This is a genomic window from Streptomyces sp. NPDC017225, assembly GCF_044331465.1.
Classification (GTDB): Bacteria; Actinomycetota; Actinomycetes; order Streptomycetales; family Streptomycetaceae; genus Streptomyces.
Genome location: NZ_JBIRNE010000003.1, coordinates 571607 through 588149 on the forward strand (window position 1 = coordinate 571607; position 16543 = coordinate 588149).

20 protein-coding genes are annotated in these 16543 nt (G+C 68.0%); 8 read left to right on the forward strand and 12 right to left on the reverse strand.

Annotated features, from left to right (window positions below; translation table 11 throughout):
- Window positions 1-128: 128 nt before the first annotated feature.
- The 5 genes from ACH4NX_RS09880 to ACH4NX_RS09900 all read right to left on the reverse strand — a co-directional run bounded on the left by ACH4NX_RS09880 (window position 129) and on the right by ACH4NX_RS09900 (window position 4130).
- Window positions 129-395: a hypothetical protein gene (locus ACH4NX_RS09880; protein WP_398128487.1), complete on the reverse strand. Its 267-nt coding sequence runs from the start codon at window positions 393-395 to the stop codon at window positions 129-131.
- A gap of 141 nt (window positions 396-536) precedes the next feature.
- Window positions 537-1178: a histidine phosphatase family protein gene (locus ACH4NX_RS09885; RefSeq protein ID WP_398128488.1), complete on the reverse strand. Its 642-nt coding sequence runs from the start codon at window positions 1176-1178 to the stop codon at window positions 537-539.
- Window positions 1179-1301: 123 nt separating this feature from the next.
- The gene (locus ACH4NX_RS09890; RefSeq protein WP_398128489.1) at window positions 1302-1439 is read right to left on the reverse strand and encodes a hypothetical protein; all 138 of its coding nucleotides are present in this window, start codon (window positions 1437-1439) and stop codon (window positions 1302-1304) included.
- A 70-nt stretch (window positions 1440-1509) separates the two neighbouring features.
- Window positions 1510-2373: a recombinase family protein gene (locus ACH4NX_RS09895; RefSeq protein WP_398128557.1), complete on the reverse strand. Its 864-nt coding sequence runs from the start codon at window positions 2371-2373 to the stop codon at window positions 1510-1512.
- 332 nt (window positions 2374-2705) lie between these two features.
- A complete protein-coding gene (locus ACH4NX_RS09900) occupies window positions 2706-4130 on the reverse strand; it encodes an MFS transporter (protein WP_398128490.1) in 1425 nt (474 codons plus the stop codon).
- Window positions 4131-4238: 108 nt separating this feature from the next.
- Between ACH4NX_RS09900 and ACH4NX_RS09905 the strand changes: the two genes are divergently transcribed.
- Window positions 4239-4931, forward strand: coding sequence for a TetR/AcrR family transcriptional regulator (locus ACH4NX_RS09905; protein WP_398128491.1), 693 nt, complete (start codon window positions 4239-4241; stop codon window positions 4929-4931).
- Here ACH4NX_RS09905 and ACH4NX_RS09910 read toward each other — a convergent pair.
- From ACH4NX_RS09910 to ACH4NX_RS09920, 3 genes are all read right to left on the reverse strand, one after another.
- Window positions 4891-5409 (reverse strand): DUF4158 domain-containing protein, encoded by a 519-nt coding sequence (locus ACH4NX_RS09910; RefSeq protein ID WP_398128492.1) that lies wholly within the window; start codon window positions 5407-5409, stop codon window positions 4891-4893. The genes ACH4NX_RS09905 and ACH4NX_RS09910 overlap by 41 nt on opposite strands.
- Window positions 5410-6067: 658 nt before the next feature.
- Window positions 6068-6637: a TetR/AcrR family transcriptional regulator gene (locus ACH4NX_RS09915; RefSeq protein ID WP_398128493.1), complete on the reverse strand. Its 570-nt coding sequence runs from the start codon at window positions 6635-6637 to the stop codon at window positions 6068-6070.
- Window positions 6638-6656: 19 nt separating this feature from the next.
- Entirely contained in the window at window positions 6657-7037 is a 381-nt protein-coding gene (locus ACH4NX_RS09920; protein WP_398128494.1) for a hypothetical protein, read from the reverse strand.
- On the opposite strand from ACH4NX_RS09920, the gene ACH4NX_RS09925 reads away from it, so the two are divergent.
- Window positions 7030-8163 (forward strand): DUF2867 domain-containing protein, encoded by a 1134-nt coding sequence (locus ACH4NX_RS09925; protein WP_398128495.1) that lies wholly within the window; start codon window positions 7030-7032, stop codon window positions 8161-8163. The genes ACH4NX_RS09920 and ACH4NX_RS09925 overlap by 8 nt on opposite strands.
- A gap of 14 nt (window positions 8164-8177) precedes the next feature.
- Here the strand turns inward: ACH4NX_RS09925 and ACH4NX_RS09930 are convergent, their stop codons facing one another.
- On the reverse strand, window positions 8178-8759 hold the full coding sequence (locus ACH4NX_RS09930) for a hypothetical protein (protein ID WP_398128496.1): 582 nt from the start codon (window positions 8757-8759) through the stop codon (window positions 8178-8180).
- Window positions 8760-9345: 586 nt separating this feature from the next.
- Here ACH4NX_RS09930 and ACH4NX_RS09935 point away from each other — a divergent pair.
- The 5 genes from ACH4NX_RS09935 to ACH4NX_RS09955 all read left to right on the forward strand — a co-directional run bounded on the left by ACH4NX_RS09935 (window position 9346) and on the right by ACH4NX_RS09955 (window position 13949).
- On the forward strand, window positions 9346-9804 hold the full coding sequence (locus tag ACH4NX_RS09935) for a MarR family winged helix-turn-helix transcriptional regulator (protein ID WP_398128497.1): 459 nt from the start codon (window positions 9346-9348) through the stop codon (window positions 9802-9804).
- 158 nt (window positions 9805-9962) lie between these two features.
- Window positions 9963-10715, forward strand: a complete 753-nt coding sequence (locus tag ACH4NX_RS09940; RefSeq protein ID WP_398128498.1) for a class I SAM-dependent methyltransferase — start codon at window positions 9963-9965, stop codon at window positions 10713-10715.
- 216 nt (window positions 10716-10931) lie between these two features.
- Entirely contained in the window at window positions 10932-11492 is a 561-nt protein-coding gene (locus ACH4NX_RS09945) for a DinB family protein (RefSeq protein ID WP_398128499.1), read from the forward strand.
- Window positions 11493-11576: 84 nt separating this feature from the next.
- Entirely contained in the window at window positions 11577-12419 is an 843-nt protein-coding gene (locus ACH4NX_RS09950) for an alpha/beta fold hydrolase (protein WP_398128500.1), read from the forward strand.
- Between the two features lie 1077 nt (window positions 12420-13496).
- Window positions 13497-13949: a VOC family protein gene (locus ACH4NX_RS09955; protein ID WP_328560303.1), complete on the forward strand. Its 453-nt coding sequence runs from the start codon at window positions 13497-13499 to the stop codon at window positions 13947-13949.
- 36 nt (window positions 13950-13985) lie between these two features.
- Here the strand turns inward: ACH4NX_RS09955 and ACH4NX_RS09960 are convergent, their stop codons facing one another.
- A complete protein-coding gene (locus ACH4NX_RS09960) occupies window positions 13986-14975 on the reverse strand; it encodes a DUF5937 family protein (RefSeq protein ID WP_398128501.1) in 990 nt (329 codons plus the stop codon).
- 503 nt (window positions 14976-15478) lie between these two features.
- Here ACH4NX_RS09960 and ACH4NX_RS09965 point away from each other — a divergent pair.
- Complete coding sequence (locus ACH4NX_RS09965; RefSeq protein ID WP_398128502.1) at window positions 15479-15769, forward strand: integrase core domain-containing protein; 291 nt, start codon at window positions 15479-15481, stop codon at window positions 15767-15769.
- Window positions 15770-15811: 42 nt separating this feature from the next.
- Here the strand turns inward: ACH4NX_RS09965 and ACH4NX_RS09970 are convergent, their stop codons facing one another.
- Entirely contained in the window at window positions 15812-16219 is a 408-nt protein-coding gene (locus tag ACH4NX_RS09970) for a PIN domain nuclease (RefSeq protein ID WP_328560306.1), read from the reverse strand.
- Window positions 16216-16449, reverse strand: coding sequence for a type II toxin-antitoxin system VapB family antitoxin (locus tag ACH4NX_RS09975; protein ID WP_328560307.1), 234 nt, complete (start codon window positions 16447-16449; stop codon window positions 16216-16218). Before ACH4NX_RS09975 ends, ACH4NX_RS09970 begins: the two co-directional genes overlap by 4 nt.
- Window positions 16450-16543 lie beyond the last annotated feature (94 nt).

Consider the following 16543-nt stretch of genomic DNA (forward strand, 5'->3'; position numbering starts at 1 on the left):
GGGAGTGCCATGGAGTATGGCTCATCTGTTCCCAGCCGTCCCAGGCCGTAGGCGACGCCCGGTGCCGAGCGAGCGGCCCGGCCCTGTTCTCGTATAGCTACCGCCAGGTAGCGTGTAGCGCTGAGTAACTACTTGGGGTTGCGGTCGTATTGCTGGAGGGCGGCGAAGTCGGCGTGGGCCGTCTCGACGGCTTCGGGGTACGCCTGGGTCTTCTGGTGTTCGGCGAGGGCCCGGTAGATGCTGGCGACGGACGGGCTGTGTCCCTTGCGCCTGCCGGTGGGGATGATCAGGGCGGGCTGGATCTGCTCGACGGACTCGCCCCGGCGTCGACTCTCGGATGTTCTCCCGCTCCGTCTCGGCCATCGCGGCGAAGAAGCCGAACTGGCTTCGTTCACTTGCAATAGCAGCGTTTGTCCAGCACCTTGGGCAGCAGAGGGACGTCGACGGGCTCGGGAATGTTCACGAGAACTGACGTCAGTGTGGGACGGCCCGCCGCCCGCGAGGGCGACGGGCCGTCGAAGCGGGCCAGGCTGAGGTCAGCCAGCTTGTGCGGAGTCGAGATGAAGAGTGTCACCGAGGCTGACGACTTGGCGGTTGTGGAAGAAGTCGTCTTCGCGGAGCGTGGTGATGCTGCCGGAGGGGGCCCGGAAACTGGCATAGCCGGCCGACTCGATCGGCATCTTGATCCAGGACGCCACGACGAACGTCAGGGAGCCGCCGTGCGTCACGATGATCTGATGTTCGCAAGGGTTCTGCAGGATCTCGTCCGTTGCTGCGTAGACGCGTTGCGCCCACGCAGCCTTGGTCTCGGAACCCTGCACGCCCTCGTCGTGGTCCATTCGCTCCCCGACAGCCGGCGGGGGGACGAAGCGCCGGTCCAGCCACTCCTGCGGTTTTCCCCCTGCCTCACCATAGGACTTCTCCCGCAGCCTGCGATCCACAATCGGCTTCACGCCGAACAGTTCGGCCACTTTCTCGGCCGTCCGCAGAGTGCGCTGCAGATCCGAGGAGAACAGCTCCACTTCGGCGCCGTCCGGGACCTGGGCCCGCAACGCCTGCGCGATGGAGACGGCCGCACGGACGCCAGCGGGCGTCAACTTCGAGTCATGCCATCCGCCGACGACTTCTTCGACGTGGTGCGTCGCCTCCGGATGGGTGACGACGTAAAGAGTGCGCATCAGTTGCCCTCCTGTAGATAACCGGCCTTGGGGACCAACGGAACAGCCGTTAGCGCCAAGCACTTGATCATGGATGACGAAGACCCCAGCGTGGTGATCGCTGGAGTCTTCGCCGCGTGTGGGTCAGTGGCGTTCGTTGGAGAGGCCGACGGTGAGGTCCAGGCGGTGGCCTGGCGGGCCGGGCGGGTCGATGTCGTGCGGGGAGAGGAAGTCGCCGATCCAGTTCAGGCCGATGAGGACGGCGTCGAGGTGCTCGGCCATCCAGGAGCCGGCCGCGTGGAGGAGGTCGGATTCCTCGGAGCCGGTGAACGTGTTGACCTGGACGTTGTTCTCACGGGACTTGGTCTCGACGGGGCCGTTCCATCAGCTCTGGATCGGTGCCGCTGCCGGGGCCGGTGATGCGGGCGCGGACCGGCCGCCGAGGGCCGATGACCTGTGCTTCGTCGGGGGCGTCGGCCTCCTCGGCTTCGGCCAGGGCCCGGTAGAGCGAGGCGACCGAGGGGTGCTTGCCCACGTTCTTGCCGGTCTTGATGGTGAGCTTCTTCGCGATCTCCGGGACAGGGACGCCCTTGTCCTTCAGTGCGACGGCGAAGGTGAGCGAGTCGTCGTCGATGACCTTGGGGCGTCCGCCGTGGTTGCCCTTGCTCGCCGCGGTGACCTGGCCCTCCAGGGTCTTCTCGCGGATGTAGTTGCGGTCGAGCTGGGCGGCGACGGCGAGTACGGCGAAGAACATGGCGCCCATGCCGTTGGGGTCGTAGATGCCGGTGAGGGGGCCGGTGAGGAGTTCGAGCTGGACGCCGGCGGTCTGGAGCTGGGTGGACAGCGTCATCAGCTCGGCTGCGTTGCGCGCGAGGCGCCTGAGCTCGTGGACGGTGAGGATGACCTCTTGGTCTGGGGCGGCCTCCTTGATGTCGTACGCGAGCTTGAGTGCTTCCTCCAGTGCGGGCCGCACCTTGACGCGGGTGCTGATCTTCTCGGAGAAGACACGCTTGCACTGCGCGAGGGCAAGCGCGTCGAGTTGGGACTGGAGTTCCTGCTGGACGGTCGAGCACCGGGCGTACCCGATCCGGATCGGCTTTGCGGCCGGCGTGGGGGGCGCCGCCTCGATGGGCGGGCCCGGCTTCCATGCCCGTCCGGGTCCGCGGTCCTCGGGGATGCGGACGTCGAGTTCTCCGCGGAGCGCGGGGACGAGGATGAAGCGCGGGGTGTGGTACTTCGTCGCGGTCTTCCCGCCGCGGGTGCGGCACGGACTCCCGGCCGGGGCTTCACACGTCGGACAGTCGTTTCATTCTACCGCATTTGCTGCTTGATCGGGCGCCAGTTCCACCCCGGCAGTCTGTCAGAACCGTCTCGCACAATGTGCCAGTTTTGAGAGGACTTCTGCCAATGGCGACCTGCGGAAATGTGATCGCCCGGAGGGTGTTCTCGGAACTCTCACAGATGGTCGTTTATGCGAGGTGCGGGTGCCGTGTGACAGGTGCCAGGTCCCGGCGTCGGTGCGGGGGCGGTAACGGGCGAGATTGATGGTCACCGGGCGGGTTCCTGGCTTCGGTCGGGGCGAGGGACGCGGCGCGGATGGATGAGGACGAGTGTGGTGAGTACTGCGATGAACGCAAGCACGGCGGAGACCGTGAGGACGGCCCGGGTGCCGTCAGCGACTGCCTGGCTGCCTGTACTGGTGCCGTCGTGAAGGGTGAAGATCGCGCCCAGTGCCGCTGTGCCGACGCCGGCGCCGAGGGAGGCGAGGGTGGAGACGGTCCCGGCGACCATGCCGACCCGCTCGGGTTCGGTCACCTCGACCGCCACGGCCATCACGGGGGCGCCGGCGATTCCGCCGCCGGCTCCCCAGGCCAGCAGCGGCCCGAGCAGCGCCCACCACGGTGTGCTGGGTGTGATCAGCAGTGCCAGGGCCGTGAAGCCGACGCCCTTGAGTAAGTAGCCGGAGCCGATCACCAGGCCGGGGGCCCAGTGGCTGAGCAGCTTGGAGCCGACCATGCCGGTGGCGATCTGTGCGAGGAAGATCGGCGTCATCAGCAGCCCCGCCGAGGTTGGGCTCAGGCCCAGGCCGTCCGACAGGTACAGCACCAAGTAGACCGAGCCGCCAATGGTCAGGACGCGTGAGAGGAGGACGGCCAGCATCGCGCCGCAGAACGCGGGTCGGGTGAACATCCGTAGCTCCAGTGTCGGCCTGGGCACGCGGAGCTGGAGGGCCAGGAAGGCGGCCAGTACCAGGCAGGCGGTGAGCAGTGCGACGGTGTCCTGGCCTGCCCATGGTGTGTCGTCGGGGCGGAGCATGAGCAGGGTCGCCGTACCGAGGCCGAGCATGAGCAGCAGGCTGCCGGGCCAGTCCGGCCGCCCGGTCAAGGAGGGTGCGGGGGTGGTTGGCGGCAGCACGCGGGCGGCCAGCACCCAGGCCGCTGCGCCGAGCGGGAGGTTGATCGCGAAAACCACGCGCCATCCGAAGGCGTCGATCAGCACTCCACCGAGGGTCGGGGCGAGGAGCCCGGCCGCGGTCGCGAACGATCCCCAGGCACCGATCGCGAGATTGCGCTCCTCACCGGTGTAGCGGTCCGAGATCAGCGGAATGCCGTTCACCATGATCACTGCGGCTCCGCAGCCCTGAACCACCCGGGCGGCGTTCAGCCACCACAGGTCCTGCGCCAAAGTCGCGGCCAGGGAGGCCAGAGTGAACACGGCGATCCCGGCCAGGAACAGAGACCGCCGCCCCCAGCGGTCCGAGAGGCTTCCGGCCGCCTGAGTCAGTGCACCCATCGCGACCATGTAGGTCACCACCACCGACTCCGCCGAATCCCCGTCCGCGACGTCGGCGCTGATCAGCGGGAGTCCGATGGCCACGATCGTGAGGTCGACGACGACCAGCCCCGTGGAGGCCATCACCAGCACGAGGACCCCGCTCAGCGGCGGGAGACGACGAGACTTCTGAGCTGCCATGCGGGATACGACCTCCAGGCGGGAGCGGGCGGTGCCGTCAGCCTGCGGTCTCCCGACGCTAAAAGTCAACGTGTGTGAAGTTCAAGCGGGGGGCCGTACGATGGCGCCATGCCTGCCACCTCCCGCCGCCGCCCCACGACACGCAAGGGCCGCCCTGTCCTCACCCGGGAGGCCATCGCCGCGAAGGCGCTGGAGATGGCTGGTACGCAGGGGTTCCGTTCCGTCACCATGCGCGCCCTGGCCGCTGAACTCAATGTGACCGTGCGGGCTCTGTACAACTACGTCGAGGACCGCCAGGACGTCGTCGATCTCGCCCTGGGGCTCATGCTCGACTCCTGGAATCCCCCTCCCTTGGACCCCACGGCCTGGGAGGAATCCGTCGCCGGTTACGCGAGGTCGCTGCGCAAGCTGTACCGGCGCTGGCCGCGCGCCCTGCTGGTCTCCCTCGACGAGGACGCGCCCCCCACCTCCGTGCACCCCAACCGCCTGCTCAACCTCGACCGCTTCCTCCAACTCCTGCACGGCATCGGCATCGGCTTCCCGACTGCCCTGGAGGTACACCGCCACCTCTCCCTGCTCATGCTCTCTTTCGCGCTCGTGGTCGACCGCCCCGCCACGCACGCCACGACGGACCGCGGCACGCTCGTCCCCGACGTATGGCTGGCCGCCCACGCCGATCTCGACCTCCCTGCCCTGCGCCAGGCCGCCGCGCTGCCCGTCCCCACCGCGGACACCCAGTTCGACCAGCTCGTCTCCGTCGTCATCGCACAGATCCGCAGCCATCTCGACGCCTCAACATAAGAGCCCACCAGCCCCGATGCCAGGGAATCCGGCATAGCGCGGCCGCACCCCGCGTGCTGCCCATGCGGTCGTTACGGCACCGGGCCACCACCGCCGCCGCCAGCCGCTCCCGCGATAACTCCACCGGACACAGCTCGGAGGCCAGCCACTCGGCCAGCCGCTCCTGATCCTCCTCGGTGTTCACCCTGAACCCGTACGCCTCCCGGATCTCCTTGCGGTGCCGCTTGATCCGGTCGCCCTGCCAGTCGTAGTCCGCCCACGCCCCGGCTGGAACCCTCACCTGCTGGGCCACGTACTTCACCGCCGCCGCGGGCATCTCCTTGGCGGACTCCGGGAACCGGGCCTCCACCTCGAAAAACTTGAGCAACAGTGCGAAGCCCAACCGGGTCGCCCCGGACTTGTTCCGCACCTTCTTCATGTCGTCTTCGAGCAGCGTCCAGACCCCGATCAGGTCTTCCGGCTCCCAGTCCTGCCGCACCCGTGCTCCCTTGCCCAACCAGTTGGATCACCACAGGGTGGCGAGGCGGACCCGGAGCGAAGATCAGAAAACCACAACTGTTGCCGGAAGGTTACTCAGCGCTACACGCCACCTGGCGGTAGCTATACGAGAACAGCGCCTCCACAAGGCGAACGCCACACGCAAAACGCCCCAAGAAAACGTGTTTCCCCAGGTCAGATCGATTCTGCCTGGGGATACTCGGTGGGGCGGGTGGGACTCGAACCCAAAAGCGTGACGCCTCTCACCTGCGGCGATGTCGAAACAACGGACATAGCCACCCGTTTCCATCCGGCTGGATCCCCCTCGATCCGGCTCAGACGGGGGTCGGTTAGGCCTTCGCCACACCGCTTCCCTTCCACCTCACGCAAGCACTGCTCCCCGACGAGCACAGGAAGAATCACGCCTGTCAGCACCATCGACCACGTCCGCGCTGCGGTGGGCTTCACAGGCCACGACTGATCGCCGCCCACCACCCACGGCTGCATTCCGTGGTGGAAAGCATTCCAAGTGTCAGCCACCTCGGATGCCGGCTACGACGCAACCGACTGTCGTCGCCACCCAGCCCTCGGGCGACCTCGGTGACCGTCTTGTCCGACGACAGCGCCGGCGGGACCGCGCCACGACTTCGACCTCAGTACTACTCCTCGTCGTGGCCGGCGCGGTTGAGGAGCAGGTCGGCGGCGTGGGCGAGGACTTGTTGGCGGGTGCGGCCTTCGTGGTCGGCAGCGAGGAAGTGTGCGCCGATGGCCGTGCAGAAGGCGAGCAGGCTGCGAGCCTCGACCTCGTCGGGGTCGGTGCAGAAGGTGCCGACCATTTCGCGCAGCAGGGCCATGCGGCGGTTGTCGACGCGGCGCAGCCGCTCGGTGACCGCCTCGTCGTTGCGGGACCAGGCGCGGATCGCGAGGTCGATGGGCAGTAGTCGATCGTCGGAGAAGGTGAGCGTGCCCGCCCGGCTGATCTTGGTCTTCGGGTCGCCGCCTTCGCGTTCGACGCGGTCGATGACCTCGTCGGTGCTCTCCCGCTCCCAGGTGTCCAGCATCGCCTCGAGCAGTGCGCCGCGGTGGGCGAAGTGCCCGTAGAAGCCGCCCTTGGTAACGCCCAGTCGCTTGGCCAGCACCTCGATACGGACGGCGTCGGGACCGCCGTCAACCAGGGCCTGCAGGCCCTCCTCGATCCATCGCTCACGCGGGGTCCGGACCGTAGCCACCGCGTGGTCCACCTCACTCTCACTCGAGTATACGCCACCGCATAAAAGAGCCTACGCTCGATCCGTACGCTACCGTATATGAGACGGAGGCATCGCGGTGACCATTGGTTTTGTCGGCTTCCACGACCCGCAGTCGGCGCAGCTCGAGGAGTTCGTCGACCGTACCGACCAGGAGGGCGAGGGATTGCGCGCCGCCGCGGGTCGCCTGTCCGCGGAAGTCGGGGCCACACCTCATTGCGATGCCGTCGTCACCACTGGGCGGTCCGTGTTCGAGGCCTCCTTCCACGCTGCCCTCTCCGCGGCCGAGGCCCTGGGCGACGCCGTCCGCTTCGGTGCACGCGAGCCCAAGCCGCGCCAGTTCCTCCCATTCCAGGAACGGTGAGGAGGCGATCATGGCCACGAGGCTTCCCAGCAGCGCACATGCCGCGCTCCCCTGGCGGATCCACGAGCTCACGCGCGACTTCGAGGTCGAGGACCTGTGGGCGATCCGCACCCCTGGCGCCGGAGCGGACGACTTCCCCGCCGTGCTCGCGGCGATGCGGGCGCCGCGACGAAACCCACTGCCGCTGCGGGCCCTGTTCGCGGTGCGCTGGAAGCTCGGCGCAGTGTTCGGCTGGGACAGACCCGGGGCGGGCGTAGGGAACCGGGTGCCCGCGGTGCGCGACCGGCTTCCCGACGACCTCCGTGCGACCGTGGCGGAATCGGCCGCCGGGCTCGGTCCGCTCACGCCGGTCTACGTACTCGACGACGAGTGCGCCCTGGAGCTGGCGAACAAGACCGTCCACGCCGTCATGCACCTCGGCTGGGTACCGGCCGCGCATGGCGGACACGAGCTGCGCATGGCGGTGCTGGTCAAGCCCAACGGCCTGCTCGGACGCCTCTACTTGGCCGGAATCGCCCCGTTCCGTCGTCTGTTCGTGCTGCCGGCCTTCATCCGCCAGAAGGAACACGCCTGGCACGAGCAGCGCTCTCCGCAGTCCGATGGTGTCGGCCCGGGCCACGTCACCGGCGAGGTCGGGACGGCAAACGTGCCCGAGGCCGTCCGCGCCCTCAGCTCATTGCCGGCCATCGACTATGCCGACCACTTCTCCCAGCCGACCAGCACGGTCGCCACGCCGGAGGAGTGGGCCCGGGCGATGTTCGGTAACGTGCCCGGCGCCGCCCAGCGGCTGATCTGGCGCGGCCTCCTCGGCCTTCGCCTCAGTCGGGGACGATCGCCGGACACCGTGGCCGGCTGGCGGATCGCCGGCCGCGGCGAGGACTGGATCCGTCTCGAGGCCGCCTCGTGGTTCCTGAGCGGCAACCTCGTTGTGGGGACCGCCGGCGGACGGGTGTCGCTGGCGACCTTCCTGCACTACGGCCGGCCCCTGGGCCACGCCGTGTGGCCCCCGCTGTCCGCCATCCACCGCTGCCTGGCGTCCGGCCTGCTCCCCGCCGCGGAGGCGAACATCCTGGCATCCCGGTCGCCGGAAACGCGATTGCGTCGAGGCCTGTCTCCTGGCGAACGTGGCTCGGATTCGGCTTGACCCACAGCATGGGCCTACTTGACCGTGCCGCTGTCCTTGTGCCTTCGGTGGTACGACCAGGTCACCGCTGCCAGGAGCGGGCCCCACAGCAGGAGCGGGGCATAGGCGGCGACGAAGAGAGCTTCACCGGCCGAGATGCCGGGGTCCGGGCTGGGCGAGGTCAGCAGTCCGCCGAAGAAGAGGACCCACCACAGGACGGTGACCGCGAGGGCCCCCAGCGAAGCGGCGAGGACCGCGAGTCTGCGGTCGACCGCGCGCCCTCCGAGGAACGGCATCCAGCGCGGCACCACCTCCCCCCAGGGCCGTACCAGGCCCAGCGTGAGGTACGAGGCGGCCTCGGCGACCGCACCGATCAGCAGTACGTAAGCCAGGCCAATCAGCGAGGACTTGCCGGGGAACGCGACGAGGAACTCCTCCTGTTCCATCACCCCGACCGGCAATCCGAGCACGAGCGCGACGCGCCACACCCCGGAGGGCACGGTCGACCAGGCCGCGACATGAGCGGCACGCACCGCCCACCGCGGAGGCGGCGGGACCGGAAGCCGGGCCGACGGGGGCTTGCTGGATTCAGTTGGGGCGGATTCCGTCGTCGTCATGACTCGAACCTCTCGCACCGCCCGGACCGGCACGTCGTACCGAGCGATGATTCACCTCCGCCGCACGGAGGAGTACGGCGCGCCCCAGCACGACAGCAGAATACGAACATTGATCACGACCCCGCACAGCCCCTGGTCGATCGAGGCGGGCGGCGACCGTTCCGGAACGCCTGCCGGCCCCGATCGATAACCCTCCCGCTCCTCATGCCGGCGCGGGAGGGCTACTGTCAGCGCTTTCGGGTGCGCGGCCGCCGAACTGCCGCTCCACCTCCGGGCGGGCCAGGGCACCCTGAGCGAGCGAAAGTTCAGCCGTGCGGGCAGCCACCGGGGGCCCGCACGCTCGGCTGTGAGTTCGATGGCCGGCGTGCACGGACAAGACGTCCCCGACCCCGGCAACGGGAGCAACCCGCACGTCAAGGAAGCCCTCGCCGGGGTGGCGACTGCCAGGGCACTTGACGCGCCCTCAATTCCGACGACAGCGTCGTGACCGGTCCGGGCGCGGCGTTCACGGCTGTGCGTGCTCCATCAACAACGGCCGCTCGCACATGACTTCCTTGTTTGTGCAAGCAGAATGTAAGGTGAGCGCATGATCGACCAGACACACGGTGACGCGGCGCCCGCCAGCGACGTCGAGGATGACCGTTGGTGTATGGCGGTGCGCCTGCTTGGGCGGATCGAGCAGCGGTTGGACCAGGCGTTGCGGTCTTCCCACGGCCTCCCGCTCTCGGAATACCGGGCTTTGTGCGCGCTCAGTCGCGAGGACGGTGGGGGACGGCTACGCATGGGGGAACTCGCAGAGCGCATCGGTCTCAAGGACAGCTCGGTCACCCGTCTTGTCGAGCGGTTGGAGGCGCGAGGTATGGCCGAGCGGGTCAGCCTCGGCGGTGAGGACGGCCGATCTGTGCGAGCCGTCGTCAACGACACGGGCCGCCTTCGGTACGCGGAGGCCACCGCTACTTACCGCGCGGCGCTCGGTGCCGAATTGGACGCGGCCCGCGAGAACATCTACCTGGCCGAACTCGCCGCTTGGGTGCGGAGTCCCTGACCCGCGACAGGCACATCCACTCGGCAACCGGCCAGGCTCCGTGAAAGTCCGGCAAGCCAGGCCACGACCGTCGTTCTCGTGATCGCCCCGCCGGAACGGCAAGCACCCCGCAGGCAGAACCCTGACCGTTTCATCGAGTCGCAGAGGCGGGATCTCCGTTGACCAGTGCAGCCGTTCACTACGACCAACTGCTTGCCGCGCAGTACACCTGGATGCTCGGCGGTGACATCGGCACCCTCGTTACCGAACAGGAAGCGCTACTTCGACGCCTCGGTGTGCAGCCGGGGCCGGCCGGGGGCGTGGCGGTGGACTTGGGGTGCGGTCCGGGCCAGCAGTCGATGGCACTGGCCCGAATCGGCTTCGCGTCGGTGGTCGCCGTCGACGCCAGCAAGTACCTGCTGGACGAACTCGCGCTGCACACGCAGGGCGCAGCCGAGATCGTCCCCGTCCACGGCGACATCCGCAGCGCGCTACCGCGAGTCGCCCGCCCCGGGACTGTCGACGCGGTGGTGTGCATGGGCGACACGCTGCCACATCTCCCGGACAAGGCCGATGTGACAAAACTGCTGGCCGACGTGGCGCGCGCCCTCACAACGGGCGGCCGGTTCGTCGCGACCTACCGCGACCTTTCCCGGAGCCTGGAAGGCGCCGACCGTTTCATCACCGTCCGGAGTGACGAAGACCGCGTGCTCACATGCTTCTTGGAGTACGTGAAGCACGACACCGTCATGGTCCACGACCTCCTGCACACCCGATCCGGGAACACCTGGACCTTGCAGGTCGGCAGCTATCCCAAGCTGCGCATCGCCGCGGACTGGGTGACCGAGCAGTGTCGCGCGGTCGGCCTGGAAGTTCGCGACGACACCGTGGGGTCGCGCGGCATGCGACTCGTGCACGCCGTCAAGAGCTGACACCGACCACTTCTGTCACCTATCCCCAGCTCGGCCAGCCGCAGATGTCAGCGCACCCGAACCGGTCTGCTGGAGTGCATGCTGTGCCCAACGGCGCGGCCTGAAACACACTCGGAGCAAACCGGTACTTGAACGCACCGGCAAGGCACTCCCCCCGTCTTGGGACCTCCGGACACACCGACATTTGTCCCTTCAAGAAGATCACGGCGGTGGACGATGCCAGGAAAGACCAACCCCAGTCGACGAGGCGGCCTGTTCGCCGGCGCCGAGAGCGAACGCCGGTTCGCGAGTCCCGCCACCGGCGACGAGCGCCAGATGCTGACCGACGTCCTGGCCGCCCAGCGCGTGACGTTGCAGCTGAAGTGCTCCGGTCTGGGGCCGGAGTTGACTCTGCGGTCGGTGGGACCGTCCACGCTTTCGCTGATCGGGCTGGTGCGGCACCTCGCGGATGTGGAGCGACGCTGGTTCCGGCAGGTCCTAGCAGGAGAGCACGCGCCGGCCCGGTTCTCCGACGAGACCGACCCCGACGGGGACTTCGAGGGCGCGGGACCCGGCCCGGAAGCCATCGAAGCCGCGTGGGTGGCCTGGCGCGCAGAGGTCACGTTCGCCGAGCGCTTCACCACTCAGGCCCCCGATCTCGACGTCGAAGGTGAGGACGCCTGGCGCGGCACCGTGTCGCTGCGATGGGTGCTCATCCACATGATCGAGGAGTACGCCCGTCACAACGGCCACGCCGACCTGCTCCGCGAACGGATCGACGGAGCCATTGGCTTGTGAACCCGATTGGCCGCACGGTCCGCTTGGACCGCGCAACCCAGTACATGCTGACGATCCGACTCCATACGAAAGTAGCTTGCCCCTATGCCCACTGCCGAAGTCAACGGCGTCACACTGGCCTACGAGGACCGCGGGCCAGCCGATGGAGCCCCAGTACTGCTTGTCCACGGGCATCCGTTCAATCGGACACTGTGGCATCCACAGACAAAAGCCCTCACGACTGCCGGTTACCGAGTGATCACGCCCGACCTGAGAGGTTACGGAGCCAGTCCCGCGACCGGCGACATCGTCTACCTGGCTGACTTTGCCGAGGACCTCGTCGGCCTTCTCGACCACCTGGGCATATCCGAGGCAGTGATCGGCGGTGTCTCCATGGGCGGTCAGATCGCCATGGAACTCCACTCCCGCCATCCTCACCGTATCGCTGCCATGGTCCTCTCGGACACGTCCGCTCCGGCGGAGACGGAGGAGGGCAAGCTCTTCCGCCGCCGCCTGGCCGATCGCCTCCTCGCCGAGGGCATGGACGGTTACGCCGGAGAAGTCATCGACAAGATGCTCGCCGCGTACAACGTCTCCGCCCTGCCTCACGTCGCCGAACACGTGCTGACGATGATGCGCACCACCGATCCACGGGGCGCGGCGGCTGCACTGCGCGGCAGAGCCGAGCGGGCCGACTATCGCGCCCATCTGGCCGAGGTAGGCGTCCCCGTACTCCTCCTCGTCGGGGCCGACGACGTCTATACCTCCGTCGGCGACACGGAAGAGATCCAGCGTCACGTCCCCCACGCCCGGATCGCAGTCATCGGACGAGCCGGCCACCTGCCCGGCGTCGAACAGCCCGAGGAATTCAACCACCACCTGCTTCAGTTCCTGGCACGGGAGCTACCTGCCGGAACCAAGGGAACTGCTGCTCCACAGGGCTCGTAACACGATCATGAACGGGCGTTCTTGAGACGTCTCCAGCAGATGAGACTGCAGGCGAGGGAGACGAAGGCGTCGTGGAGTTGGGTGCGGCTTCCCAGCGGGCGGCGAGTCGTTCGAAGGGGGCGGTGCCGCTGCCCGCGGTATGAGAGACCGACTGCGATCCGCCACATCCCGCTACCGGAAAGCCCCGTTCGACATCTGGCACCTTCCCCTCGCGGCCGTGGGACCGTTCATAACCCTCCCACGGCCACGGAACTACAAAAGCCCAGGTCACGGCCGTGCGGAGCACGTCTTGGATGCCAGAAGCCCTGCGGTCGCCACACCCCCGTGAGGCGGCTGCCACACGCAAAACGCCCCCGGAAAACGCGTTTCCCCAGGTCAGATCGATTCTGCCTGAGGACGCCAGGTGGGGCGGGTGGGACTCGAACCTATAAGCGTGACGCCTCTCACCTGCGACGATGCCGAAACAACGGACATAGCCACCCGTTTCCAACCCGCTGCATCCTCCTCGATCCCGCTCGGACGGGGATCGGTTGGGCGTTCGCCACACCGCTCCCATCTCCGCCTTGGGCAAGCACTGCTCCCGAGGAGCACAGGGAGAGTTTCGCCCTCAGCGCCGTTGACCGCCTCCGCGCTGCGGTGGACTTCACAAGCTACGGCTGATCGCTGCCCAATACCCACGGTTACATTCCGTGGTGGAGGCACTCTGGGATGCCATCTGCCGCAGAAGCCGGCTAAGACGTGGCCTGTCTGGCCTTCCTGCTGACCGAACGCGCGACCGCGACCGTAATCCGGTGGCGGTCAACATCACAAGCGCGCGCTTCTCGCTCAGCCTCGTCGGCGACGCCGGCCCCTGTGACCGCAGAGCCCGCGGGCCGCCCTCCGCTGAGGTGGCCGGGTCAGCCGGCCGCCCGGCCGCCCGCCTTCGGCGGCCGCCAGCAATTCCGGTCCACGCCCCCGATCAATAGACCCGGCACCGTGACCTTTCGACGCACGTCGAATCGATTGGATGCCCACCCCCCTGGTGCCAGCCTGATCTCGGCAACTGCAGGACTCGGCCGTCCGACATCAGGAGACCTCATGATCTTCGTCAACATCACGACAACCGACCTCGAGCGCAGCAAGGCCTTCTACACGGCGCTCGGCTGCGCCATCAACCCGATGTTCACCGACGAGAACGCCGCCTGCGTCGTCTGGGACGAGAACACGAACTTCATGGTCCTCACTCACGGGCACTTCTCGCAGTTCACCGACAAGCAGATCGCCGACCCGCACACGGTCGCCCAGGTGCTGCTGTCGTTCTCGCGCGACTCGCGGGACCACGTCGACGGGACCGTCGACGCCGGTGTCACCGCGGGCGGCCGTGAGCCGCGCCCTGCGCAGGACCACGGGTTCATGTACGGGCGCTCCCTCGAGGACCCGGACGGCAACGTCCTTGAGTTCCTCTACATGGAGCCCCAGGCCACCCGGCAGGGTCCGGAGGCGTACGTCGCCGAGCACGGCGCGGGACCGGACCTCGTTCCCGGGCGGTAACCCCCGCGCCGGCCACGGATGTGCTTGTCCACCGCGTCAGACCCGGTGGACAAGCGCATCGCCGAGCGGCGTGCGCGCGTGCAGCACACGCCGCCCGGCACGCCGGGACGCGATGAGTCCGGCGGCGCGCAGGGCGTCAAGGTGGTGGGATGCAGTGGAAGCCGCGAGCCCGGCCTCTCCTGCGGTCTCCGTCGTCGACAGCGGCGCGCCGACCGCGACGAGCACCGCGGCCCGGCTCTCCCCTAGCAGGCCCGCCAGCGCATCCGGCGAATCGGCACGATGCCACACCTCGGACACACCGAGCGCGGGGTAGAACAGCGTCGGCTGCGCAGGCGGCTCGGTGAGCACAGCGCAGTGGCGCCCGAAGAACGACGGCACGAGCACGAGGCCCCGCCCCTGGCAGTCGACGATCTCCTCGTGTCGTTCCATCCGCACGCGCACGGTGTCGAAGCCGGTGTCGGCGCTCCACTCGACACCTTCGCCGAGATCGGCCGCCATCCCGGCCAGACCGTCCGCGGTCATCCGCCGCACCCGAGAACCGATGTCCGCATGAAGAATGCGTTCGATCTGCGCCCAGTACGGCGCGAGCGCGGCCTCCCAGAGCGCCTCGACGTGGCGCACGATCATGGCGCGGATCCTCGCGGGATCGGCCGCCATCCTCTCCAGCGCGGCCCGCGCGATGCCGGCGCTGCGGACCGCGCGCTTGCGCAGGTCAACCGAGATCGGCTCGAGCGGCGCCTGTCGCAGCCGCTCGATCTCATCCGCAGGCGTGAGATCCCACGACGCGGCCGACGTGAACAGATCGGGCGCGTACCCGACTTCACCCACGACCAGGCGCAACAACTCCAGGGACTCCCGCGGGACATCGTCGCGAACGGCGCGCAGCCATCCCCACTGCAGCGGCTGCTCCTGCGGCCGGCTGAGGGCCCGCACCGCGTGGACGATCTCATGCCCTGGCGACATGCCGAATCGAATGGTGGAGATGTCCTCCGAAGCAAGGCGGAACTCGACATATCTCTGCAGCACGTCGAGCAGGCTACCGCCGACACGACTCAGCCGACCGAGCGCGGCCCCGCTCCGTGCGCGCCACCTCCGCCGAACGAGCCGAGCTCGTACAACTCAGCAGAGAGACAGCTGGGTTGCGGCGGGCGAACGAGGTTCTGGAGGCCGCCGGCGTGTTTTTCGCAAAGGAGCTTAACCAGCCCCGCACGAGGCCGGCCACTCCGCATCCGTCATGTCCGACGGATACCGGCGCACCCGGTCCGGATGATCAGCCGCGTTCCCGTACACGTGCGCGAGACAATCACACGATCGAGCAGCCAAGTTGAACGATGCAGACGCTGAGCGTAGACCTGCGACAACAGGGCCTCCTGGGACTGCTCGGTTCGGTTCGCACCTCCGAGCTACCAAGGGGCCCTGCCTTCATGCGCCTACCGCCGGAAGATCACCCCGGCGGGAAACCCGTTCGACTCACACGTTCCATCATCGGTTGAGATACGGCTTCTCAACAGGTTGAACTCGCCCCATACGTGTCCATCCGCTACGGCGAGCGCCTGGTCGAGGCCGGCGCGACCGCGCCCGTCGGCTCCGTCGCCGACAGCTATGACGGCGCGATGGCCGAGGGCCTCAACGGCTCCTTCAAAGCCGAGCTGATCGACCATCACGGCCCGTGGCGCGACGCTGACCAGGTCAAACGCGCAGTCGTCCAGTGGATCGGCCGATACAACACCGAACGTCTGCACTCGGCCCTCGGCTACCTCCCACCCGAAGAAATCGAGGCCCAACACCACCGATCCCAGGCGACCACGAACTTCGCCTGAAACCACGTAGACCCGGCCGCTACGAAACTCAGGGCAGCTCAGTCAGGCGCGTACGTCTCTTTGCTGCACTTCCTTCAGGACCGCTCCCACCGTGGCGAAGTCGTTGTCCACGTGAAGCACCGTGTGACCGTGATGGACCGCCGTCGCACACACCAGGAGGTCGATGGCTCCGGCGGCACGGTGCTGTCCTCGCTGGGTGAGCTTGTACTGCGCGGTGTCGACCCAGCGCCACGCACTCTTGGGAACCGTGGCGAGATGGCAGAGGTCATCCAGCTCCTCGGCCAACTCGTCCCGATGAGCCGGGCTTGTGGCCGAGTAGAGGAACTCCGCCCTCGTGGGCTCGCAGATATGGAACACACCGGCGGCGATGTGCCCCTCCCAGGGACGCAATGCCCCCGGTGTACGAAAGAGGTGCCAGAGGGCGGACGTGTCGAGCAGGTATGTGATCATTCGAAGGCGGCCCGCCGGGCCTGCTTGGCCGCTGCATGCGCCGCAGCCGCAGCCTCGAACTCGCCCCGCTCACCCCTCGCGGCCAGCCTCTCGGCGGCCTCCAGTCGCTTGATGCGCGCCACATAGTCCCGTAGGGCCCCGTTGACCGTCTCCTTCTTCGTCGAGACACCCATGAGCCGCATCGCCTCAGCCAGCGCCTCGTCATCGAGATCGACCTGGGTCACAGACATATCAGCCACCCCTCACCCCGAATCCATGATGTACATATCTACGATACATCACCAACATTCGCGGCGGCGGATCATCGGGCACGAGACAGAGAGG